Genomic DNA, 22,638 nt, shown 5'->3' with positions numbered 1-22,638 from the left:
TCGACAGGCAGCGCTACCCTGTGATGGTTCCAAACGTGGCAATGGTGTCGGTCTCTGACCTTTCACCATCGGCGCGCTTCGCCTTGATGAATGCATCGCCAATGCCGATCAGGACCGGGTTGTGATAGCCAATTTCGCCCATGGCCTGTGGCATATCGGACAGCATTCCCACCCAGCGCTGTTCGTCGTCACGCGCAATCGAACTAAGGATGACGGCTGGTGTCGACGGGCTCATGCCGAAGCCTGTCAGTTTATCCGTAATGGCTTTTGCTGTACGTCCGCCCATATAGAAAATCGTGGTCACGGACGGGTCCGCCAGCTTTGACCAGTCGAGATCTGTGGGCAATTCGCCTTTCCGCGAATGACCGGTCACGAAACGCACAGACTGCGCATGATCGCGATGCGTCAGGGACACGCCGAGACGCGCCGCCATGGCCGTGGCGGAGGTGATGCCGGGAACGATCTCGACCGGAATGTTTTCCCGTTCCAGGCTTTCGATTTCTTCGCCCGCACGCCCGAAGATCATCGGGTCGCCAGATTTGAGGCGCACGACGCGCTTGCCGGATTTGGCGAGGGCAACCATCGTGGCGTTGATGTCTTCCTGCTTGCAGCTTTCACGGCCACCGCGTTTGCCGACCAGCATGCGCTTTGCTTCGCGCCTTGCCAGTTCCAGCACATCAGATGACACGAGATCGTCGAACAGGATGACATCCGCCGATTGAAGTGCGCGCACCGCCTTCAATGTCAGAAGCTCCGCATCGCCAGGGCCTGCGCCAACCAGGGTCACCTTGCCAGTGCCGGTCTCTGTTTCGCTTGCACGTGCAATAGCCTCCGCTTCACGAACGAGCGTATCGCCTATATTTTCAGCAGGCTTTTCACGGAACACGCGGTCTACGAAGCGTTCCCAGAAGGTGCGGCGCTCGGTTCCAGGGTTCAGCCGCTCGTTGATCGCGCCGCGAATGGACTGCGCGATTTCCGCCCAGCTTTTCAGCGTCGGCGGAAGCAGGGTCTCGATGCGGCGACGGATCGCCTGACCCAGAATGGGCGCCGCGCCATCGGTCGAAATGCCGATGATGACCGGAGACCGGTTGACGATGGAGCCGAACTGGAACTCGCAGAAGGCAGGCTTATCGATGACGTTGACCGGAACACGCGCCGCCTTGGCCGCGCAGTAGAACGCCTTCGCGTCCTCATCCGTTTCGCAGTCGCCAAGCGCGATCGCCGCTCCCACGAAGGAGGTGATCGACCATGGCCTGTCATGATGGGTCAACCGAGGCTGCTGCGACGCTGCGTCGTTCGCCAGCAGTTGTCGAAACGTGTCTGAAAGCTCATCGGCTGGACAATAGAGATCGACGAAAGCGCCGCAGGCTACCAGAAGCTCGGCCTTCCAGGCTGCACCCTCTGAGCCGCCCGCCAAGACAACCCGTCTGTCGGTCAGGTCCAGGAAGACTGGCAATTTTGCAAGCGGCTCCATCCGGGCAGGCGCGCCCCGGCGGCTATCGTTTTGCAAAGGATGCAGTGCGCTCATTTCAGGTCTCCTGCGGGCATTTCTCTCGTTTCTCGGTGCAACGAGTGTCCGGCACGTCTTGATCTTCGCAAATTCCTGCCAGAGGAAGCCACGTCCCGGCAAGGAATAATCCTGCAAAAAGCTTGCCATTCATGGAAAACCGAACCGATCATTCTTAATCATCCGCCGTTTTTCATAGTCCGCAACCCGACCACCGCCTTAGAGCGGGGTTCGACCTGATTGAATCATTCTGCGACAATGGATTTTCGTCAGGATCAAGGATTTTGCCGAAGGGCATATCTGGATATACGTCCGAGGCGAAAGCCGCCGATAGTGGCGAAAATACATGTCGCCCACCGGCCACGCCGCTTTGCCGAGGCAAAGCGACAAGCGTGTCCGGCACTTCAAATGCTTGCCGGATTGCAAGGCAATCCGGCGGGAGGGTTGGCCGAAACCGGCCGTCCACTTTGTCGAAGGGCTTGGGCGTAGCTTAAGGCTACGCCACGCGCCCTTCTCCTCGTGGAACGAACCGGTTTTGGCCAACAGAATTGGTCCAATCAGATCGAACCCCGCTCTAAGCAAGTGTTTTGAACCGACTGTGGTTGAGAAGCCGATTGCGTCCAGCACCCTGACGGCTTTAGGAAGAATGGAAGTCTCTGTCACGAGGGGCTGGACAGTTTTAGCAATCCTTATTATCCGATTAAACGATTAACCTAATCCGGTGCGGTATGAAGCCCAAGCCCAAACTCACTCTGCTGGCCGAAACGTTCAACGTCTCCGTGGCGACGGTGTCGAATGCGTTGTCGGGCAAGGGAAGGATTTCGCCGGACCTTGCGCAACGCATTCGCGACAGGGCCCGTGAGATCGGTTATGTGCCCAGCAGCGCCGGGCGGGCGCTCAGGACAGGTCGCAGCGGCGTATTGGGGCTGGTTCTTCCGGACATTTCCAATCCGCTGTTTCCGCAGATCGCTCAGGCTATCGAGCAGGCCGCATCGACCTGCGGCTACGGCGTCCTGATCGGCGATGCACGCGGCAGCACGGAAGGACAGTCGGAAGCGATCAATCGGCTCCTCGAGCGCGGCGTGGACGGCATGCTGGTGATTCCCAGACGTGGAACCCGGGTAACCGATATCGGACGGCCGCTCGCCATGATCGATTCCCCATCCACGCCCGGCAATACCGTCTCTGCCGATCATCATGACGGCGGTGTGAAGATGGGCGCCTATCTGGCGGAACTCGGTCACCGGCATGTGCTGATCGTCGCGATGAGCTCGCGCTCGATTGTGCAGGCGGATCGGATCGAGGGACTGAAGCAGGGATTGGGTGAACAGGCGCGGGTCGAATTGATCTTCACGGAGGATCTTGCCGAGCAGGACGGAGCCGTTGGCTCTCTTGGGCTCGCTAGTTACGTTGCGCGTGGCGTAACTGCCGTCGCAACACTGTCCGACCTGACCGCGCTGCGAGTGCTGACCGAACTTCAGGGTGCGGGTTTGAGTGTTCCGGACCGCGTCAGCGTCACGGGCTTCGACGACCTGATCTGGTCGTCGGCCATCACGCCGGGTCTGACGACGATGCGGGCCGACATGGCCGAAATCGGACGTATCGTGGTTGAAGCGCTTGTAAAGTCGATCGAACGGCCGGAGCAGGCCGAGCGAACACAAAGCGGAACCGTGAAGGCAAGTCCCGATCGCGTTGCCATGGAACTTCTCATCCGGGCATCCTCCGGCAAGGCACGACATTTCGAGGTGACATCATGAGCGGATCTGTCACTTCCGGCCGGCACGGTCGTATTTTGGCCTTGGTTGTGATTTGTAGTACGTTTCTAGCATTCAGCATCCCCCGATTCAAAGCTGGTCAGGTTCGCGACCTGTTCCTCATTGCCGGTCCTACTCCGGAAGCGGCGGAGTTTGCCCGGTCGTCGCGCGCGATGCACACGGCATCAGGTCTTTTCCGTGTCATCGTGCGCGGCCTTTTTGGGTCGCAGCCACGCCCATCCCTGCCGGGAGCGGCTTGATGGGCGTGTGGATCGACACCGACATGGGTTTCGACGACATCGTTGCCTTGCTGGTCGTTTGTCACAGCACGGAGGTCATCGATGGCGTGTCGCTGGTTTTCGGCAACGCACCGCTTGCGCAGGTGGAAAAGAATGCCGCTGGCGCCGCTTATGTTTTTGACTGGCGCTTTCCCATTCATCGCGGTCGGGCACTGCCTGTTCTGAGCGTTCTTGAAACGGCACAGAGCATTCTCGGAACCGGAGGCATGCCGTCAACGGGGCTGCATCTGCCGATGGAGTTGACCCTCGATGACACGTCCTCCGCTTTCGATGCCTTGTCCGGCTATCTTCAATCGGGCGAAGACCGACGCATTCTCGCGCTTGGTCCACTGACCAATCTGGCTGCACTCGTTCTTGCCCGACCCGAACTGGCGTGTCGCATCGGCGAGCTTGTCTGGATGGGCGGAGGACTGACAACCGGCAACCATACCGCTTCTGCAGAATTCAACGCACTGGCCGATCCTGAGGCGCTTGCCATCCTGCTTGCCCAGAATGTGCCGGTCCGGATGGTGGATCTTGACCTTTGCCGAAAGGTGCTGGCCGGTCCCTCCGACGTTCCTTCCATCCGCCATGCGGGTGGCAAGAACGCGAGACTGCTTGCCGATCTTCTGGAAGGCTTCATCAATATCGCCATCAGCCGCGGGCGTAGCGCCATGTCGCTTTACGATGCCGTTGCAGCCGTTGCCTTCACGCGGCCGGAGCTCGTGTCCTGGCGAGCGGCTCGCCTTGACGTAGAGCTTTCCGGCACCCACACCCGTGGCAGGACCGTGATCGAGTCCCGCACCGGCCGGTCACCCTTCAACGCCTTTTTTGCGCAAGACATCGATGTCGATGCCGCGCGCGATCTCATCTTGCAAGTTCTGAAAGTCGAAGCCAGCCGATGACCCGCCCCTTTGAACTGATGGATCTCAACCTGCCGGAACTGCGTCGCAGGGCGGTGCAGGCTGCGCGTGGAGAGGTGCCCTTCGACTGTCTCCTGAAAGGCGGTACGGTTCTCGACGTCATTACCGGCGAGAGACGGCTAGGCGATGTCGGGCTTGTCGGTCCCCTGATCGCAAGTGTCCATGAACCGGGTCGGTTCGAAAACGCCGCTTCCGTTGTCAATGCCACTGGAACCTTCATTGCTCCGGGCCTGATCGACACGCATATGCATATCGAAAGCTCGATGGTGACACCCGCTGCCTATGCCCAGGCCGTCGTGCCACGGGGCGTGACCACAGTGGTCTGGGACCCGCATGAGTTCGGTAATGTCGTGGGAATAGCCGGTGTGAACTGGGCGGCCGATGCGGTGATCGATCTTCCGCTTCGTGTCATGCTGCTTGCGCCATCGTCCGTGCCATCCGCGCCGGGACTGGAGCGGGCAGGTGCCGATTTCGACGCGACCGTGCTGGAGGATCTGCTCGCCCGGCAGGAGATTGCCGGTATCGCCGAAATGATGAACATGCGCGGCATCATCGAAGGCAATGCCCGTATGGAGGGCATCGTCCAGGCTGGCCTTACGACGCGCAAGCTTGTCTGCGGCCATGCGCGTGGGCTGTCCGGACCCGATCTTCAGGCATTCGTCACGGCAGGCGTTTCGTCCGACCACGAACTCGTTTCCGCCGATGACCTCCTGGAAAAGCTGCGCGCCGGTTTGACGATCGAGCTACGGGGAAGCCACGATCATCTGCTGCCGGAATTCGTTGCCGCGCTCAACCGGCTGGGGCATTTGCCGCAAACGGTGACGCTGTGTACCGACGACGTCTTTCCCGATGACCTTCACAAGGGCGGTGGACTGGACGATGTCGTCCGACGGCTGGTCCGCTATGGCATGAGACCGGAATGGGCGCTGCAGGCTGCGACAATCAATGCTGCACGCCGGCTCGAACGGCAGGATCTTGGCCTGATTGCACCGGGTCGCCGTGCCGATCTCGTGCTGTTCGAGGACCTTGAGAGCTTCGAAGCGCGTCGTGTTTTCGTTTCCGGGCGCGAAGTGGCGGCCGGAGGTGCGCTGCTTCAGCCCGCTCTCGAGGCATCGAGCGAAATTCTGCAGGGGACTGTCAAGCTTTGCCACCTGTCGCCGGATGATTTCCGAGTTGCAGTCGACAGTCCCAATGCGCGGCAGGTGAAAATTGCCACGATCGATCGTCCGCGCTTCACGCAGTGGGGAGAAGCGATCGCCGACGTCGTCGATGCTCACGTTGTCCCGCCCGAGGGAACGACGCTGATCTCGGTCATCCATCGTCATGGATTGGCCGAGCCGATCGTACAAACGGGCTTCCTCACCGGCTGGGGGGATTGGCGGGGCGCCTTTGCGTCCACCGTCTCTCACGATAGTCACAATCTGACAGTTTTCGGGCGCAATCCTGTCGATATGGCGGTTGCGGCCAATGCTGTCATCGATGCCGGTGGCGGCCTGGCGGTTGTTTCGGACGGCATCGTGCAGGCGCTGCTTCCGCTTCCGCTGGGCGGACTTGTGTCGCAGGCTCATCTCGGCGAGGTTGCTGCGCAGTTTTCCGCAGTCCGGCAGGCCATGGATGGAATTGTCGACTGGCAACCGCCTTATCTGGTCTTTAAAGCCTGCTTTGGTGCGACGCTCGCGTGTAACGCAGGTCCGCACCAGACGGATCTCGGTATCGCCGATGTTGAGACCGGGCGTCTCCTGCCTTCCCCGATCCTTCAGATTTTTTGACCTGCAAATTTGTCGCAGTTGATTCTGCGCAAAGCATATCTGATTGTCGCAGGCTATCTCATGATCAAGGACAAGCGCGCCAGTGATGGGTCGCGCGTCGAGACGAAGGGGGTAATGCCCCTCGAAGGAATGATCATGGATCTTGCCTATCAAGTTGCCGACATGACGATCCCGGAAATCGATCGCGCGTTTCCGCTTGCCACGGCTGGCCGGATTGCAACGGATCTGTCGCAATGGCGACAGTTTTGCGAAACCATTATCAAAGGTCATGACCAGCCTGACCGTAACGAGCGGCTGATCGTTTGTGCCAATGGACGAGGTTATCTGAAGGCTCTGTGCATGACCCGGGTGATGCAGACCGAAGAAGGACCGGTTTTGGACGTCCCGGTGCAGGTGATTGCGACCGTCGTCGACGAAGAGGGCGTTCGCCGGGCAATGCATGATGGTCTTGTCGCGCTGGCCTACAAGACCGGCAGTGTGTTGCGGGAGACTGCCGCAGCCTGAACGGCCATCGGTCTCAGCCGTTGTTCTCACCGGTGAAGATGTAACCGACGCCACGAACCGAACGAATGAAGGTGGGCTGCGCCGGGTTGGGCTCGATCTTCTTGCGTAAGCGCGCAATCTGGGCGTCGATAGCCCGATCATAGGCATCGAATTGCCGACCGCGCGTCTGATCCATCAGCATTTCACGCGTCAGCACGCGGCCTGCATTGCGGATCATGACGGTCAGCATGTCAAACTCACCGGTCGTCAGCTCGATTTCCTGCTGGTCCGGATTGAGAAGGCGTCGGCGGTGGATTTCCAGCCGCCATCCGTCAAATTCAAGTGTCTGGCCTGGGTCCGCGTGGCTCTGTGCAGGTTCCGCCGGTTTGCGCCTTCGCAGGATGCTTCGTACCCGCGCAAGCACTTCGCGAAGATGGAAGGGCTTGGGAATATAGTCATCGGCGCCGACCTCAAGTCCGATGATCCGGTCCAGTACGTCATCGCGGCCTGTCAGCATCACGATCGGCACATCGGAGCCTGCCCTGACTTCCCGCGCCAGCGCCAGCCCGTCCTCGCTCTGCGGTAGCACCAGATCGAGCAGAATGAGATCGATAGTGTGGTCGGCAAGCGCCTTGCGCATGCCGTTGCCGTCTGCGGCGCCATGGACCACGAAGCCTTCGTCTTCGAAATAGCGCGTTACCATCTGACGGATACGCGGATCATCATCCACGATGAGAATCCGTTCCGCACGCTTCTCCACCATCGCCATCCCGCTGACCTGACTGGTATTTTATGCTGTTACAAACTGTTACACGATTTCACCAACCGTAACATGACAGGCATCCTTCTGTCACCGCCGCCCGACATATTGAGGTCATCAAGACAGAGGGATAGATCATGTTTTCGACAGCTTCCACCACACAGGCGACGATTGCGGCCATGGCAACCATGAAGCCGCAACTGGCAACGATGGAAGAGCTGTTTTCTACTTCCCCGCGCGAGACGCTGGATGTGGGCGAAGGCCTGTTCTGGGAAGGCGACCGCGCGCAGCACATTTTCGAAATCACGGAAGGCGTATTGCGCATCTTCAAGATCATTGCCGACGGGCGCCGCGTCATTACCGGCTTCCTGTACGCTGGCGACATGGTGGGTCTGTCGCTCAAGAATGTCTACCTCTACAGCGCGGAAGCGGTCACGCCGGTCAAGGTTCGTCGCCTGACACGAAAGGCGTTTCAGGATGCGATCGAGAATTCGCCAGAGCTTCGTCCGCAGCTTTTTGCGCTGATGTGCGATGAGATGGCGGCAGCTCAGGACCAGATGGTGCTTCTCTCGCGAAAGAGTGCCGAGGAACGTCTCTGCAGCTTCCTGATGATGCTCGGTCAGCGCCAGTCCGGGCAGACCCAGATGCCAAGGACCGTTGAACTGGCCATGAGCCGTCAGGACATGGCCGATTATCTCGGGCTGACCATCGAAACGGTATCACGTACCGTCACCAAGCTTATCCAGCGCGGCATCATCACGCCGAACGGTCGCCATGCTTTCGACGTCACCAAGCCGGGAAAACTTCTTGCGCTGTGCGGTGATGGCGATAGTTATGAGGACTTGGGGGATCGTGCCGTCAAAACCCGGCAGGCGGTATGGCCCCACTGATTGGACGAAAGGTTGACAGTCAAGCATGGCAGAGTTTCGAACCCCCGACACCGGCGCGGTTAACAGTGCGGGTTTGTTGTCGCTGCTCGATCCGGTCAATCTCATCGTTCATACCGCGCAAGGCGTGATCAGCGACTGGAGCACGGGAAGTGCTGCGCTCTTCGGATGGACACGCGACGAGGTCATCGGCCTGCATGTCACCGAGCTTCTATCACCGAAGCCCGGTGTTTCGCTTGAGGATATCGCGTCTTCGATCCGAGCGGACGGATCGTGGAAATCCAATCTCGAATATCGTCACAAGGACGGCCATACGATTTCGGTGCTCAGCCGCTGGATACCGTTCGGACGCGATGAGGACGGCACGGATCTCCTCCTGCAGTTCAACGAGGATTTTCGCGCAGCCGCCACGATCCAGGAAAACCTCGCGGCGCGAGAAGCGCATTTCCGCTCGATCCTCCAGACCGTGCCGGAAGCCATGGTGGTCATCGACGAGGTGGGTACCATCACCTCCTTCAGCACGACCGCGGAAGATCTTTTCGGCTACGAAGCGCATGAGGTCGAAGGCCGCAACGTGCGCATGTTGATGCCGACGCCCGACCGCGACAATCATGACAATTATATCCGCAACTATCTGCGGACCGGACAGCGCCGCATCATCGGCCTGGGTCGAGTGGTGAAGGGGCTGCGCAAGGACGGATCCACCTTCCCGATGGAACTGGCGGTCGGTGAGGCGATTTCCAGTGGCAAGCGCATCTTTACCGGCTTCATCCGCGACCTCACGAGCAGGCACAAGATCGAGGAGGAACTGCGGCAATCCCAGAAGATGGAGGCCATCGGCCAGCTGACGGGTGGTCTGGCGCATGACTTCAACAACCTGCTCACCATCATCAGCGGCAATCTGGAAATGCTGGAAATGCGGGTGCGCGATCCCAAGGCGCAGGTTCTGCTGCGAGAAGCGCAGGGCGCGACCGATGACGGGGCAAAGTTGACAGGACAACTGCTTGCATTCGGCCGCCGCCAGCCGCTCAATCCGCGCCTGACCGATCTGGGGCAGATGATTTCCAGCTTCTCGGAACTGATCCGCCGCACCATCGGGGACCAAGTGGAATTGCGCACGGTTATCCGGGCCGGGGAAAACGAGGCGCTGGTTGACGGACCACAGCTTCAGAACGCGCTTTTGAACCTCACTCTCAATGCCCGTGACGCCATGCCGGGTGGCGGACTGCTGACCATCGAGGTGAGCCGCAGCCATCTGGATTTTGACTATGCGCAAATGTACCCGCAGCTTCGGGCGGGCGATTATGTACTGGTGTCGGTCACCGATACCGGGATGGGCATGACGGATGAAGTCAAACAGCGCGCCTTTGAGCCATTCTTTACGACCAAGACCATGGGGGCTGGTACAGGGCTTGGTCTCAGCATGGTCTACGGTTTCGTCCGGCAGTCTGGCGGACATATCCAGATCTACAGCGAGCCGGGTCAGGGAACCAGCATCCGGTTGTTTTTGCCTGCCGTGCAAGGAGCCGCTGCATCCGGCCATGCGGAAGACATATCCGCGCCAGTCATTGACTATCCCGGCGGCGACGAGGTCATTCTGGCGGTCGAGGATGATCCGCGTGTTCGTCGCGTTGCCGTGGCCCGGCTCGAAAGCATGGGCTACAAGGTCCATGAAGCATCAAACGGTGTCGAAGCACTCGACGTACTGGAAAAGCACGACGATATCGCTCTCGTCTTCACCGATATTTCGATGCCCGGAATGTCGGGAGATCAGCTGGCGGAACATGTGCGTGAGCGATGGCCCGACATCCGCATTCTCTTTACATCGGGCTATGCCGAGCCGGAGGTGGCTGGAAAAGAACTTGCGGCTGACGAAAGCTGGCTGAAAAAGCCCTATACTGCGCGCGAACTTGCCGTGCAGCTTCGCGCCCTGCTGGACTGAAGTTTTCCGTCTGGGGGGCTGTCAGGTCTTTCGGCGGGCCTGCTTGGCTGGCGGCTTGGCGCGTGAGGCAAGCATGGCCTCGATATCTGCCGCGGGAAGGGCTTTTCCGTAGAGATAGCCCTGGCCGTAATCGCAGCCCATCAAGCGCAGGGCAATCTGCTGATCCAGCGTTTCGACGCCTTCCGCAATCGTCTTCAGACCCAGATCGTGGCTCAGCATGATGAGCGCGCGTGTGATTGCCGAATCTCTCTGGCGTGTCAAAAGATCGCGCACAAAGCCACGGTCGATCTTCAGCGTTGTGATCGGATAGCGCTGGAGAGAGCCGAGCGAGGCATAGCCGGTGCCGAAATCGTCGAACGCGATGCCGATGCCCAGTTCACGCAACTCACTGATCAGTTCGTAGGCTCTGCCTTCATCCTCCAGCGTGGCGGTTTCCGTGATTTCCAGCTCCAGCCAGCGAGGATCCACGCCATGCTCACGCGAAAGACGGCTGACCTGTGCCGGAAGATCGCTTCCGCGCATTTGCGACGGAAACAGGTTCATGCCCATCTTGATCGGTGGCAATCCCTTGGCGACCCAGGTACCCAGTTGACGGATCGCTTCGTTCATGACCCACGCGCCAACATCGAGACTGAGGGCGCTCTGCTCCAGGGCTGGCAAGAAGTGCCCGGGCATCAACAGACCTTTTTCGGGATGCTGCCAGCGGATCAGCGCTTCGATGCCTGAGAGTTCGCCGGTTTCCAGGAGTACCTGCGGCTGGTAGTGCAACACGAATTGCTGCTTGCGCAGCGCTTCCAGCAGCTCGTCTCGAGCCACACGGCGCTGCTGCGATGTCTGCTCAACATGGCCCTCATATGCGATGGCGCTGTTGCCGCCTGTCTTTCGCGCATGCGCCAATGCAAAATCCGCATTCGCCATCCACTCACGGGCATTTGCCGTATCCTGGCGCAAGGCATAACCGAGCGCGGCTCCGAGCTTCAGCTTCATGGACCCCAGATCAAAGGGGAGAACCATCTCCTCCATGACTGCCTGGGCCAGAACGTGCGCTTCTTCAAAGGTCTGAGCCGATTGAACGAGCAGACCAATCTGTTCCTCGCCAAGCCTTGCAATAACACTTTCCTTGGCCAGAACGCGCGGCAGGCGCACGGCGATATTCTGGAGCAGCGTATCAAAGATGTCCTGGCCGAGCCGGTCTCCCGTTTCCTTCAGGCCGTCCAGTTCGATCAGTAAAAGTGTACCCGCAACATGTGTCTGGCAATGCTGATCGATCAGTTCCTCGAAGCGGTGACGGGTATTGAAACCGGTGACTGGATCCTGGTTCGCAAGGCGCAGGAGACGCTTGTCGCGTTCCCTCCGTTCCGAAATGTCGTTGATAATGGCGCCGATCCCCATGCCGGCTGCATCGTTCCATGCCGAAAGCGTAATTTCGATCGGAATCTCGCTTCCGTCGCTCCGCCGTGCGAACACCTCCACCGTCTTGCCATCAAGAAGTGGACCTTTCTTGTCGGACAGTTGTTCAAAACTCTGATGATGGGAGGCACGAAACCGCATGGGAATGATGATTTCGACGTCTCTGCCGATCAACTGCCCACGCTCATAGCCCAACAATTTGAGCAGACTGTTGTTGACGAACTGGATACGGCCCTGACGATCCACGGAGATCATGGAGAGTTCGGTCGCATTGATGAAGCTTGCAGCGGTCTGGCCCGGAAAACCCTCGCGGCGCTCTTCATAGTGGTTCATCAACAGGCGCGCAGCCTGTTGCAGACGCTCATAATCCGACGTTGAAAATTCCGTTCTCGCCCGGGTGTCGGCAATACAGAGCGCGCCCATCGTCTCGCCGCTGAAGGTTTTCAACGGAGCGCCGGCATAAAAGCGTATAGAGGGATCACCCGTCACGATCGGAAGATCCTTCACCCTGTCATCGGTCTCGGTGTCGAGGATGACGAGAGGGCTGCCTCCTTCGACTGTCAGATTGCAGATGCTGTCCTCGCGCGGCATCTTTTTCAGGTCTGCGCCGACGCTTGCCTGGATGATCTGCGTCTTGTCATCGATCAAGGAAATGTAGGCGATCGGAGCACTGCAGAAGTTCGCAATGAAGTCGCACAGGGAGCGGGAAAACAGATCAGGGCTCGAATCGCCCAGCCGGAACTCTTCGATCAGTTCCCTGCGCAGACGTGACCGCCCGTGTCCATGTTGCTTGCCCGGCATAACGCCCTCAACTCAATCTATGGGTGCTAGTTTATCAGTTGAAACCTTATGAAACACATAACGCATTTATCAATTGTGCCGGTTTTGCGTCATTTTGCATGCAGTTCTAGTAGGGCTGAAGATGTATCAGTCGTGTTGAACTTGGCAGAAATGTCTCTGACCGTCCGACATAGATGATTGCCGCCTCCGACATTGTATTCAGGATTGCAAGGAGTTCGGACTGGGTTTCCGTTTCCAGTGCCTCGAACGCATCATCAAGAACAATCCATCGCGGCTTGACCAGCAGAGCATTTGCGATGCGAAGGCGCATCTGATCATCTTCCTGCAGGACACGCTCCCATCTTTCGCGAGCCGACAACTTTTCCGTCAATCGGTGGAGGCCGACTGCTTCAAGTGCATTGCCCATCGCGTCCGGCGTGTAGGTGGCGACCGGCATCGGGTAGGTGAGAACTTCCTCCAGAGTTGCGTCCGGGAAGAACCCCTTCTGCGGGACCAGGAGCATCGAGCCGGATTTCGGCAGGCGGATCGTTCCCTTGCCCCAGGGCCACAGCCCGGCAATCGCCTGGAACAAGAGGCGGCGGTTGGCTCGCGGATCGCCGTTCACCATGATCCGTTCACCGGGCAAGATCACATATTCTCCGTCGAGCCGCAGCCCACGGTCACCACCGGAGCTGTTGGGTCTTGGCGACAGGAGCAGATCCTTCAGGGTCAGTTGCTCCGCCTCATCCTCTTCAACAGTCAATGTTTCCGGTTCTGCATGCTCGTTGTCGAGATCGATCAACGCCCTTCGAAACACCGAAACGCGATAGAGAGCGGCTTTCCAGTCGGCAATCGGACGGAAGTTATCGATATACCAGCGCAGCGCCGTGTTGACCTGGTTGAACGCACCGACCGCCATCATCAGACCGCCAAAGGAAAGGCCGCCACTGAAATAGACCGGTGCCGCAATCAGGATCGGTGCGATGGTGGTGAGCCAGCCGAACCCGGCAGACACCCACGTCAGATTGGTATAGGCAAAGGCCAGCCGCCGGATGATGGCGAGAACCTCGCTGATGGCCTGCTGGATCCGCCGCCGCTCGCTGTCTTCGCCATTGGTCAGCGTAATCGCCAGCATGTTTTCGTTGGTCCGCATCATGGTGAAGCGCAGCTCGGCTTCCTGGGAGTAGCGCTGCGTGTTCAGTGTCGGCAGCTTGCGGCCAACATAGTTGCTGAGCATTGATGCAGAGCCCGCATAGAGTAGAGCTGCCCAGACCATATAGCCTGGAATGGCGATCTGCCGACCGTTGAAGGTGAAGGCGAAATCGGCCGAAAGCACCCAGAGGACACCGATGAAACTGGCCAGAAGGATGGTGGCGTTGACCAGCCCGATGGCAAGCGTCGTCGTCAGTTCCGCGAGATTGCGCGCATCCTCATGAAGCCGCTGATCCGGGTTGACCCCGATCTTGCCGAGGCTTGCCAGTCTCAGGGCCCTTCGCGGATGCATCCATTGATCGACGAGGTCTCGCGTCAATCCTTCGCGCATGAACAGTGCCGTCATCTGGTTCAGCCAGGCCTGGATGACGTTCAGCACAAGCAAAGAACCGGCGATGATGAAGAAGACCTTCAATTGCTCGAAAAAACCGTCGAGATCACGTTGCTCAAGCGCATTGTAGAACGGCGTGTTCCAGTAATTCAGACGGTATTGCGCATAGACAGTGGTCAGAATGATCGTCAGAAGTCCAACGATCAGCAAAAGCACCTTGTTTCTGACTTGAGACGACCAGAATGCGCCGGCCATCATTCTCAATTGGCCGCCAAATGTGAAGGGCGGGTAACCCGTATCCGGGTCTATCTGCGATGTTTTCGTCTCGATACTTGCCATTACGCGGTCCGGGCAGAGGCTTCTGCTGCGCCTGTTATCGGGGGCTAAGTGTTAATTCTAAATCACCAAGCTTGCCGCTGACGGACCTCAAATCCGTCAGGGTTACCCAATATGCAAGGCGAGCGAGAAAATGACCGCAACAGAGGGATGTTCCGGTCACATCAATGCCGCCTGAACCGTAGCGAAGGTCACAGATGGTCAGGCGCCCAGATGCGCCCGTTCTTCGGCGGGCATGGCGGCCAGCCGTCCGGCAAGGCTTGCCATGCGGCGGACCGCTTCTTCCAGCACGTCATCCGGAACGGTGAGTGAAATCCGGATGAACCCTGCCGCCTGATGGCCGAAGGAAGAGCCTGGCATGACTGCCACCTGCTCCTTGCGCAACAGCTCCCAGGCATAGTCGGCGCCTCCAAGACCGGTGGCGGTAACATCCACCACCACAAACATGCCGCCTTCCGGCATCATGGGCTTCAGGAGGTTGCTGCCGGCCAGCGTCTTCTGAACGATTGCGGCACGGCGGCTGTAATTGTCGCGCATGATGCCTGCCGTCTCGAAGGGGCGGGAGAGCGCCAGTGCAGTCATGTCAGAGATGAAGGGCTGCACGCCAAACAGCATGGTTTCCGATACCGGCAGAAGTTTCTCGCAGAACTCTTCCGGTCCCGCTGCCCAGCCGCTGCGGAAGCCCGGCGCTGCGTGGGATTTGGAAATCGAAGAGACGACGATGGTACGCTCTGCCAACTCCGGCATGTCGAAGGGAGAGGCAAAAGCATCGCCGAAAATCAGCTGTTCATAAACCTCGTCGCACACGATCCAGAGGTCGTGCTTCTTGCAGATTGCGCCTATGGCCGCGATTTCCTGTCCGGTGAGGACGGCACCGGTCGGGTTGTGCGGCGTGTTGAGAAGAAGGACGCGGGCTTCCGGCGTGACTGCGCGCTCCAGATCCTCAGCCTGCATGTGGAAGCGGTGCTCAGGCCGCAGGGGAACAGGGATGAGATGCGCACCCGTGGAGGCGATTACGCCTTCATAGGTCGCATAGAGCGGGTCGCCGACCAGAACTCCATCACCAGCTTCTGCCAGTCCCATCATGACCGCGTAAAGTGCCGATTGTGTGCCCGGAAAGCAGAGGAAGTTCTTTTCGCTGACACCGGGTCGCCGCTTCGAATATTTCGCAATCAGGGCTTTCAGAACGGCAGGCTCGCCGCGTCCGTTCGAATAGCGGGTGCGGCCTGCATACATGGCTCGCGAGCATTCGGCGAGCAGATCTTCGTGCGGCGGCAGATCGGGTTCACCAATGGTGAGCTCAATGATGGGCTGCCCCTCCGCCTTCATGCGTCTGGCCGTGGCGTGCAGAGCCCAGCGGCCTGAGCCGAGATCCGCAAGACGATCGGTTATGGATGCATAGCGCACGGAAAACCCTCCGTTGAAATCGATGTGAGGCCGTTTAACCCGATCCTCCTGCCACGGCAATGCACCCATGCAAACTGTTGCGTCCCGGATACGGGGAACACACCCAGCAAAGTTCTGGATACTCGCTTGCGAGCCGGGAGCGAGACTTTTAAGTGCTTGAGTAATTTTCGAACAAGTGCAAAAGTCAGTGCTTATTTGCAGCGCCAGCACTGCCTCACAAGAAGAAATGCTGGGGGAAAATGGACAAGGTTGATCGGCAGATAAATGCCGACGGTGAAGGTAACATGACGGACAAGGCGCAAGCCATTGAAGTTCGCGATCTGTACAAGCGTTTCGGCCCGCTGGAGGTTTTGAAGGGGGTTTCCCTCTCTGCCAGCCAAGGGGATGTGATTGCCCTGATCGGTGGGAGCGGATCAGGCAAATCGACCTTTCTCAGATGCATCAACATGCTGGAGCTGCCGACAGCCGGCAGCGTGACCATCCACGGCGAAACGATCGAGATGAAGCAGGACGGTCATGGCGGGCTGATGCCGGCCAATCGCCGCCAGATCCAGCGCATCCGTACCAAGCTCGGCATGGTGTTCCAGAGCTTCAACCTCTGGCAGCATATGACAGTCCTGCAGAACGTCATCGAGGTCCCGGTGCATGTACTCGGTCAGCCGAAGGATCAGGCGATTGCCGTTGCAGAGACCCTGCTTCGTCGCGTGGGACTTTACGAAAAGCGCGATGCCTATCCGGCATTTCTGTCCGGCGGCCAGCAACAGCGTGCTGCCATTGCCCGTGCGCTGGCCATCCAGCCGCTGGTGATGCTGTTTGACGAGCCGACCTCGGCGCTCGATCCTGAGCTGGTTGGCGAGGTGCTTTCCGTGATCGGCGATCTCGCCAGGGAGAACCGCACGATGATCCTGGTAACCCACGAAATGAAATTTGCGCGACAGGTGGCAAGTCACGTCATCTATCTGCATGGCGGCGTTATCGAGGAGCAAGGCCCGCCAGAGGCTATCTTCGACAACCCTCAATCGGAGCGGCTGAAGAAGTTCATCAGCTCCATTCACTGAGCAAGCATTTCCACGAAAAGTGTCATTGCGGTTTTCCGTCCGGACATGCGTAAAAGCAAAACCAGAAAAATCTCGAAAGGGGAAATCATGAAAAACTTCGTTCGCACCACTGCCCTCGCGCTCTGCATGACAGCGGCAGCCTTTGCCTCGGCCTCCGCGCAGGAGGTCAAGGTTGGCGTCGATTCCGGTCCGTACCCGCCATTCAGCTCGCCGGATGCCAGCGGCAAGTGGGTTGGCTGGGAAATTGAAATCATGGATGCGCTGTGCGCCGAAGCCAAGCTGAAGTGTGTTCTGACGCCGCTCGCCTTCGATGGCCTCATTCCTGCGCTCACCTCGAAGAAGATCGACGCCATCATGAGCTCGATGTCGATCACCGACGAGCGCAAGAAGATGATCGATTTCTCCGATAAATATTACAACACGCCGACCGCCGTCATCGGTCCGAAGGGCGTGAAGTTCGAGCCGACGGCTGAAGGCCTCAAGGGCAAGATCATCGGCGTTCAGGTTTCGACCATCCATGCCGAATATGCCCAGAAGTATTTCGGCAAGGCAGTTTCCGAGATCAAGGAATACCAGACGCAGGACGAGGCCAATGCGGACCTCGCAGCCGGTCGCCTCGATGCGATCCAAGCCGACCTGATCACGCTCGACGCCTTCCTGAAGACAGATGCCGGCAAGGCCTGCTGCGAGCTGAAGGGTAACGTCAAGGACGATCCGGCTATCCTTGGCTCGGGTGTCGGCGTTGGTCTTCGCAAGGAAGATACGGCCATGAAGGACAAGTTCAACGCAGCCATCAAGGCCATCCGTACGAACGGCACCTACGACACGATTTCGAAGAAGTATTTCGACTTCAACATCTACGGCAAGTAAGCAGATCTTCTTTGTGGCCGGGTTCTTTCAGTTGAAGGAACCCGGCTGTTTGCTTATTCTGGATTGAAACGTACTGTTTCAATAATCTAGCCCTGAAAGTCTTCTCCCATGGGCGCAACAAGTTTTGACTTGAGCCTTTTGTCCTTATCTTCCCCCGGCTGGGGTGGCGTGCTGCTCATGGGCCTTTTGATGTCCCTGCAGGTGGCCATCGGTGGCTATCTGCTCGGGCTTCTGATCGGTATCGGCGGCGCGGCGGGAAAGCTCTGGGGCGGCCCCATTCTGCGCGACCTTCTCGAGGTTTACACGACCGTTGTGCGCGGCGTACCTGAACTCGTGCTGATCCTGATCCTGTATTATGCCGGCACCGATGCGGTGAACCAGTTGATGCAACTTCTCGGGCTTCCCGCGGTCGACATCAGCGGGCTGACGGCGGGGATTTTCGTGATTGGCGTGGTACAGGGCGCCTATTCCACCGAAGTCCTGCGCGGTGCGATTCTTGCGGTGCCTCCGGGTCAGCTGGAGGCGGCGCGTGCCTATGGTATGTCGCCTCTGCTTTCGCTTCGTCGCATCACCTTTCCGGCCATGTTGCCCTATGCCATTCCGGGCCTTTCGAACCTCTGGCTGATTGCTACGAAGGATACGGCGCTGCTGGCGGTCGTCGGTTTTGCCGAATTGACGCTCGTGACGCGGCAGGCGGCTGGCACGACCAAGGCCTTCCTCACCTTCTTCCTTGCGGCGGGTGCGCTCTATCTCATGGTAACCCTGGTTTCCAACCTCATCATCGGGATCATTGAAAAGCGGGCGCGTCGCGGTTTCGCGAGACCGGAAGGTGCCGCATGAGCGAGGTAACCGCTATCCCCGCTTATCAGGCTCCCAAGGCGCGCAGCCTTTTCGAGCCGCATCGCATCTTCCTGATGGTCCTTTTTGCGATCATCCTGCTTTCCATGGCCTGGTTCATGCGCTGGGACTGGATTCCCAAATACCAGACGCGTCTGCTCTGGGGCATCTGGGAAACCATCGTCATGCTGTTTTCGACAGCGATTGCCGGGTTCATCCTCGCCGTGCCTCTGGGGCTCGTGCAAGTAACGGGACCAAAGCCGCTGGCCTGGCTTGCGCGAGGGTTCTGTACGCTGATCCGTGGTACGCCGCTTCTGCTTCAGCTCTGGCTATTGTATTACGGCCTCGGTTCGCTGTTTGCGCAGTATCCGGAAATTCGTCAGTCCTTCCTCTGGCCTTATCTGCGTCAGGCATGGCCCTACGGCTTTGCCGCCTTGACCATCTCCTTTGCGGCCTATGAAGGCGAGGTCATGCGTGGCGCCTTTGCGGGTGTGCCGAAAGGGGAGCTGGAAGCTGCCAAGGCCTATGGCATGGGGCGTTTCACCATGTTCCGCCGCATCTGGCTCCCGCGCGCAATCCAGCGTACGCTGCCGACGCTGACGGGCGAAACCGTGATCCAGCTGAAGTCGACGCCGCTGGTGGCAACCGTGACGGTGGTGGATGTCTACGCCGTGATTTCCAAGGTGCGGCAGGATACGTTCCTGACCTACGAGCCGCTTTTGCTGCTGGCCGCCATCTATCTCATCCTGACCGGCATTCTTGTTTTCTCATTCCGGCAGCTGGAGAAGCGTATCCCTAACCGCGGGGTTTGATCTTCAACATCGCCCAGGCTCCGAGGAAGGGGCCTGGCGCAAGGAAGGCAAAACACCATTGCCAGCTTCCAAGGAGCGAAGCGAGCTTTGGCATCAGCCAGATGCTGACTACGGTCAGGGCAAAGCCGATACCCATCTGGAAGGACAGGGCGGTGCCGACAAGGTGCCGCTCGGATACTTCCGTGGCCGCTGCCGAAAACTGGGCACTGTCGCCGATGACTGTTATCCCCCAGATCAGCACGACGATCATCAGCAGCCAGAAGGGGCCGTTGAACAGGAAGCCGACCAGAAGCGCACAAGCGCCAGAAGCCAGCATAAAGCCGGCCGTCGTTCTGGCACGCCCGAACCTGTCGGATAGAAGCCCGCCTGCAATGCAGCCGATGACGCCTACAGACAGAGCTGCAAAGGTTGCCAGTGATCCGGCACCCGCCGGACCAGTGGAAAAACCTGCCGGTGCCGCCTTGAGAAAAGCCAGCAGCCAGGCCCAAAGGGCATAAAGCTCCCACATATGGCCGAGATAACCGGCGTTCACGAGCATCAAGTCGCGATTGCGGATGATCTGGCCAATCTGGCGCGGGTCAAAGATGGCCCGGGCAAAGGGGTATTGGCCTTCTTCTATCCTGAAAAGGAAGATCGCGGTGGCCACGCAGGCCGATAGCGAGGAGAAAAGGACCACCAGCTGCCAGTTCAACCCCGATGTGAGGCCACGGAACAGATGCGGCAGGGAGGAGCCTGCTGTCAGCGCTGCGATCACGAACCCTAATGCAAGGCCTCGGCCCTGCTGAAACCATGTTGCAGCCAGTTTCATGGCGGGCGGATAGACCCCGGCAAGCGCAAATCCGGTGAGGAACCGGCAGGCTATCGCGCCAGCAAAGCCCGGTTCCAGCAGCAATGCGGCATTGGCCAGCCCCGCCAGTGCGGCGGATGCGGCGGCCAGACGGTTCATCCGCACGATATCCGGCAAATTGACGAGGCTGGACAGAAGCGCGCCAGTCACGAAGCCGATCTGTACGCCATTGGTCAGCCACGCCGAGGAGCCTTCCGGGAAGGCGAGAGCTGCGCTCATCTCCGGTGCAATGGCCGTTGCCGAAAACCAGCTCGACAGGGACAGGACGACCGCAAGACATACCCATCCAAGGAAGCGCCAGCGATTTTCCTGCGCCATCTGCGTTTCAATCTCTTTGACGGAAGGAGGCTGCCGTGTGGCTTTCGGGTAGCCGAGCGTTTCCGAACAGCTTTTCGCGCAGCGTGCCTTCGCGATATCCGGTCTTGTAGACACCACGCTCCTGCAGGATCGGGATGACATAGGCTATGATGTCGTCGAAGCACTCCGGCACCACGGTGCGCGACAGGTTGAAGCCATCAATGCCTGCCTGTTGGCTCCACGCCATCAGCTGATCGGCAATCTCTTCCGCAGAGCCGACCATGGGCGGTTGGCGGCTTCCCAGCACCATCTGCTCCAGCAGCTTGCGCTTGGTCCATTGCGGTCCGGCGCTGCGGCTGACCGCTTCAACGTTCGAGACAATGGCATTGCTCTTGCCGGTTTCGATCGGTTCGTCGAGATCATATTTCGCGAAATCGATGCCCAATGAGGCGCTGGCATGCACAAGGGCGGCCTCCGAACTCACATAGCGACGATACTCCTCGAATTTCTCTTGCGCTTCCTTCGCTGTTCTGCCGGTGACGATGGTGGCCCCCATGAAGACCTTGATGTCGCTGGCGGAGCGGCCCAGTTCAACGGCCTTTGCCCTGATGTCATCGACGATGGCGCGAACGCCTTCCATCTTCTGGCCGTTGACGAAAACGCATTCCGCATGGGTCGCGGCGAACTGTCGTCCGCGCGTGGAAGAGCCCGCCTGATAGAGAACTGGCGTGCGCTGCGGCGAGGGGCTGGAAAGATGCATGGCGTTAAGGCGGTACTGCTTCCCCTCATGCCGGATGGCACGAACCTTTGCCGGATCGGCGTATAGATGGTTCTCACGGTCGAAGCGCACGGCATTATCCGCCCAGCTTTCTTCCCACAGGCGATAGACCACCTGCATGTATTCATCCGCCAGATCGTAACGGTCGTCATGGGCGGCCTGCTGGTCCAGCCCGATGGCTTTCGCAGCGCTATCGAGATAGCCGGTCACGATGTTCCAGCCGATCCGCCCGCCCGTGAGGTGATCGAGCGTGGACATGCGGCGCGCAAACAGGAACGGCGCATCATAGGTGAGGTTCGCCGTGACGCCAAAGGCCAGATGCTTCGTCACCGCCGCCATGGCTGGCACCAACAGAAGCGGATCGTTGACCGGCACCTGCGCGGCCCCTTTGAGGGCAGCATCGGCATTGCCACCGTAGACATCGTTGACGCCCACCACATCGGCCAGGAAGATCCCGTCGAACAGCCCTTCCTCCAGCCGTCGGGCATAGTCCATCCAGTAGGAGATCTCGTTGAAGCGATGCGACTGATCGCGCGGATGCGCCCAAAGACCTTGCTGGATATGCCCGACACAGTTCATATCGAACGCGTTGAAGCGAATTTCCTGTTTCGTTCGATCTGCCATGGTTCCCTCTGGTGCCGTTTACGGTCGGCCGGGTGTTTCTTATAGATTTCATTTCGTCTACTATAGGAGACGAAATTTGAGGATTGCAAGATGGATCTGCATGAACAGCAGACAGCGGCGGCGATTGCAGAACGTATCCGGCTGGAGCGGGAGGAACGGGGCTGGTCGCTGAGCGAGTTGGCCGAGCGTTCCGGCGTCTCGAAAGCCATGATCAGCAAGATCGAACGGTGCGAGGCAAGCCCGACCGCGACGGTTCTCGGGCGGCTGTCCGGCGCCTTCGGGCTGCCTCTGTCGCGATTGCTGGCGCTGGCCGAGCAGGCAAGCGAAAGATTGATGCGTGTCGACCGACAGGCCATCTGGAAAGACCCGGAAACGGGCTATACGCGCCGCGCTATCTCTCCGGCAACCGGCAACGGTCTGGAATTGCTGGAGGTTACTCTTCCGGCAGGCGTTCGCATTCCCTATCCGGCCTCCGCCTTCGCCTTTCAACGGCAGCAGATCTGGGTAACCGGCGGTGAACTGGAATTCGCCGAGGGTGAGGTGGTCCATCACCTTCGCCAGGGGGATTGCCTGGAACTGGGATCGCCGCAGCCGTGCGTGTTCTTCAATCCGGGCAAGGTAGAAGCGCGCTATGTGATTGCGCTGACCCGGCGGCTTTAAACCTTATGCGCCGAGCCAGAGCTTGATGATGAGGCCGACGATGCCGACGGCCAGAACGCCTGCCATCCACAGACCG

Annotated in this window: 18 protein-coding genes; 11 read left to right on the top strand and 7 right to left on the bottom strand. The window is 59.1% G+C overall.

Annotated features, from left to right (window positions below):
• Positions 1-13: 13 nt before the first annotated feature.
• Entirely contained in the window at positions 14-1,528 is a 1,515-nt protein-coding gene (gene cysG, locus ASD54_RS17570) for a siroheme synthase CysG (protein ID WP_062555991.1), read from the bottom strand.
• A 707-nt stretch (positions 1,529-2,235) separates the two neighbouring features.
• Between cysG and ASD54_RS17565 the strand changes: the two genes are divergently transcribed.
• The 4 genes from ASD54_RS17565 (at position 2,236) to ASD54_RS17550 (ending at position 6,735) form a co-directional block, all read left to right on the top strand.
• Positions 2,236-3,264, top strand: a complete 1,029-nt coding sequence (locus ASD54_RS17565) for a LacI family DNA-binding transcriptional regulator (protein WP_062555894.1) — start codon at positions 2,236-2,238, stop codon at positions 3,262-3,264.
• Between the two features lie 256 nt (positions 3,265-3,520).
• Positions 3,521-4,444, top strand: coding sequence for a nucleoside hydrolase (locus ASD54_RS17560; protein ID WP_062555893.1), 924 nt, complete (start codon positions 3,521-3,523; stop codon positions 4,442-4,444).
• Positions 4,441-6,231 (top strand): adenine deaminase C-terminal domain-containing protein, encoded by a 1,791-nt coding sequence (locus tag ASD54_RS17555; protein ID WP_062555892.1) that lies wholly within the window; start codon positions 4,441-4,443, stop codon positions 6,229-6,231. The genes ASD54_RS17560 and ASD54_RS17555 overlap by 4 nt, the downstream gene beginning before the upstream one ends.
• Positions 6,232-6,291: 60 nt before the next feature.
• Entirely contained in the window at positions 6,292-6,735 is a 444-nt protein-coding gene (locus tag ASD54_RS17550) for a hypothetical protein (protein WP_156379269.1), read from the top strand.
• A gap of 13 nt (positions 6,736-6,748) precedes the next feature.
• Here the strand turns inward: ASD54_RS17550 and ASD54_RS17545 are convergent, their stop codons facing one another.
• Entirely contained in the window at positions 6,749-7,483 is a 735-nt protein-coding gene (locus ASD54_RS17545) for a response regulator (protein WP_062555890.1), read from the bottom strand.
• A 128-nt stretch (positions 7,484-7,611) separates the two neighbouring features.
• Between ASD54_RS17545 and ASD54_RS17540 the strand changes: the two genes are divergently transcribed.
• Together ASD54_RS17540 and ASD54_RS17535 are read left to right on the top strand one after the other, a co-directional pair.
• On the top strand, positions 7,612-8,364 hold the full coding sequence (locus ASD54_RS17540) for a helix-turn-helix domain-containing protein (protein WP_062555889.1): 753 nt from the start codon (positions 7,612-7,614) through the stop codon (positions 8,362-8,364).
• A 25-nt stretch (positions 8,365-8,389) separates the two neighbouring features.
• Positions 8,390-10,303: a PAS domain-containing sensor histidine kinase gene (locus ASD54_RS17535; protein ID WP_062555888.1), complete on the top strand. Its 1,914-nt coding sequence runs from the start codon at positions 8,390-8,392 to the stop codon at positions 10,301-10,303.
• 21 nt (positions 10,304-10,324) lie between these two features.
• On the opposite strand, the gene ASD54_RS17530 is transcribed toward ASD54_RS17535, so the two are convergent.
• The 3 genes from ASD54_RS17530 to ASD54_RS17520 all read right to left on the bottom strand — a co-directional run bounded on the left by ASD54_RS17530 (position 10,325) and on the right by ASD54_RS17520 (position 15,779).
• Positions 10,325-12,514 carry an EAL domain-containing protein gene (locus ASD54_RS17530; RefSeq protein ID WP_062555887.1) on the bottom strand — a complete coding sequence of 730 codons (2,190 nt, stop codon included), beginning with the start codon at positions 12,512-12,514 and terminating at the stop codon, positions 10,325-10,327.
• 106 nt (positions 12,515-12,620) lie between these two features.
• Positions 12,621-14,375 (bottom strand): ABC transporter ATP-binding protein/permease, encoded by a 1,755-nt coding sequence (locus tag ASD54_RS17525; protein WP_062555886.1) that lies wholly within the window; start codon positions 14,373-14,375, stop codon positions 12,621-12,623.
• Positions 14,376-14,573: 198 nt separating this feature from the next.
• Positions 14,574-15,779, bottom strand: coding sequence for a pyridoxal phosphate-dependent aminotransferase (locus ASD54_RS17520; RefSeq protein WP_062555990.1), 1,206 nt, complete (start codon positions 15,777-15,779; stop codon positions 14,574-14,576).
• Between the two features lie 284 nt (positions 15,780-16,063).
• On the opposite strand from ASD54_RS17520, the gene ASD54_RS17515 reads away from it, so the two are divergent.
• The 4 genes from ASD54_RS17515 to ASD54_RS17500 all read left to right on the top strand — a co-directional run bounded on the left by ASD54_RS17515 (position 16,064) and on the right by ASD54_RS17500 (position 19,356).
• Positions 16,064-16,837, top strand: a complete 774-nt coding sequence (locus tag ASD54_RS17515; protein ID WP_062555989.1) for an ATP-binding cassette domain-containing protein — start codon at positions 16,064-16,066, stop codon at positions 16,835-16,837.
• An 87-nt stretch (positions 16,838-16,924) separates the two neighbouring features.
• Entirely contained in the window at positions 16,925-17,707 is a 783-nt protein-coding gene (locus tag ASD54_RS17510) for a transporter substrate-binding domain-containing protein (RefSeq protein ID WP_062555885.1), read from the top strand.
• Between the two features lie 108 nt (positions 17,708-17,815).
• Entirely contained in the window at positions 17,816-18,547 is a 732-nt protein-coding gene (locus tag ASD54_RS17505) for an ABC transporter permease subunit (RefSeq protein WP_062555884.1), read from the top strand.
• Entirely contained in the window at positions 18,544-19,356 is an 813-nt protein-coding gene (locus tag ASD54_RS17500) for an ABC transporter permease subunit (protein ID WP_062555883.1), read from the top strand. The genes ASD54_RS17505 and ASD54_RS17500 overlap by 4 nt, the downstream gene beginning before the upstream one ends.
• Here the strand turns inward: ASD54_RS17500 and ASD54_RS17495 are convergent.
• The gene (locus ASD54_RS17495; RefSeq protein WP_062555882.1) at positions 19,340-20,521 is read right to left on the bottom strand and encodes an MFS transporter; all 1,182 of its coding nucleotides are present in this window, start codon (positions 20,519-20,521) and stop codon (positions 19,340-19,342) included. The two genes, ASD54_RS17500 and ASD54_RS17495, sit on opposite strands and share 17 nt — an antisense overlap.
• A 7-nt stretch (positions 20,522-20,528) precedes the next feature.
• The gene (locus ASD54_RS17490) at positions 20,529-21,902 is read right to left on the bottom strand and encodes an LLM class flavin-dependent oxidoreductase (RefSeq protein ID WP_062555881.1); all 1,374 of its coding nucleotides are present in this window, start codon (positions 21,900-21,902) and stop codon (positions 20,529-20,531) included.
• Between the two features lie 90 nt (positions 21,903-21,992).
• Between ASD54_RS17490 and ASD54_RS17485 the strand changes: the two genes are divergently transcribed.
• The gene (locus ASD54_RS17485) at positions 21,993-22,562 is read left to right on the top strand and encodes a helix-turn-helix domain-containing protein (RefSeq protein WP_062555880.1); all 570 of its coding nucleotides are present in this window, start codon (positions 21,993-21,995) and stop codon (positions 22,560-22,562) included.
• Positions 22,563-22,638: the final 76 nt, after the last annotated feature.

The organism is Rhizobium sp. Root149 (genome assembly GCF_001427345.1).
Taxonomy (GTDB): Bacteria; Pseudomonadota; Alphaproteobacteria; order Rhizobiales; family Rhizobiaceae; genus Neorhizobium; species Neorhizobium rhizoryzae.
Note: the sequence above shows the minus strand (reverse complement) of the source record. Positions and strands in the feature narration are given on the sequence as shown.

Bases quoted from the DNA above. Each gene is read 5' to 3' on its own strand.
- ASD54_RS17530 (WP_062555887.1), bottom strand. From the start codon at position 12,514: ATGCCGGGCAAGCAACATGGACACGGGCGGTCACGTCTGCGCAGGGAA.
- ASD54_RS17525 (WP_062555886.1), bottom strand. From the start codon at position 14,375: ATGGCAAGTATCGAGACGAAAACATCGCAGATAGACCCGGATACGGGT.
- ASD54_RS17485 (WP_062555880.1), top strand. From the start codon at position 21,993: ATGGATCTGCATGAACAGCAGACAGCGGCGGCGATTGCAGAACGTATC.
- ASD54_RS17490 (WP_062555881.1), bottom strand. From the start codon at position 21,902: ATGGCAGATCGAACGAAACAGGAAATTCGCTTCAACGCGTTCGATATG.
- ASD54_RS17535 (WP_062555888.1), top strand. From the start codon at position 8,390: ATGGCAGAGTTTCGAACCCCCGACACCGGCGCGGTTAACAGTGCGGGT.
- cysG (WP_062555991.1), bottom strand. From the start codon at position 1,528: ATGAGCGCACTGCATCCTTTGCAAAACGATAGCCGCCGGGGCGCGCCT.
- ASD54_RS17510 (WP_062555885.1), top strand. From the start codon at position 16,925: ATGAAAAACTTCGTTCGCACCACTGCCCTCGCGCTCTGCATGACAGCG.
- ASD54_RS17545 (WP_062555890.1), bottom strand. From the start codon at position 7,483: ATGGCGATGGTGGAGAAGCGTGCGGAACGGATTCTCATCGTGGATGAT.
- ASD54_RS17555 (WP_062555892.1), top strand. From the start codon at position 4,441: ATGACCCGCCCCTTTGAACTGATGGATCTCAACCTGCCGGAACTGCGT.
- ASD54_RS17500 (WP_062555883.1), top strand. From the start codon at position 18,544: ATGAGCGAGGTAACCGCTATCCCCGCTTATCAGGCTCCCAAGGCGCGC.
- ASD54_RS17515 (WP_062555989.1), top strand. From the start codon at position 16,064: ATGACGGACAAGGCGCAAGCCATTGAAGTTCGCGATCTGTACAAGCGT.
- ASD54_RS17560 (WP_062555893.1), top strand. From the start codon at position 3,521: ATGGGCGTGTGGATCGACACCGACATGGGTTTCGACGACATCGTTGCC.
- ASD54_RS17505 (WP_062555884.1), top strand. From the start codon at position 17,816: ATGGGCGCAACAAGTTTTGACTTGAGCCTTTTGTCCTTATCTTCCCCC.
- ASD54_RS17550 (WP_156379269.1), top strand. From the start codon at position 6,292: ATGATCAAGGACAAGCGCGCCAGTGATGGGTCGCGCGTCGAGACGAAG.
- ASD54_RS17540 (WP_062555889.1), top strand. From the start codon at position 7,612: ATGTTTTCGACAGCTTCCACCACACAGGCGACGATTGCGGCCATGGCA.
- ASD54_RS17495 (WP_062555882.1), bottom strand. From the start codon at position 20,521: ATGGCGCAGGAAAATCGCTGGCGCTTCCTTGGATGGGTATGTCTTGCG.
- ASD54_RS17565 (WP_062555894.1), top strand. From the start codon at position 2,236: ATGAAGCCCAAGCCCAAACTCACTCTGCTGGCCGAAACGTTCAACGTC.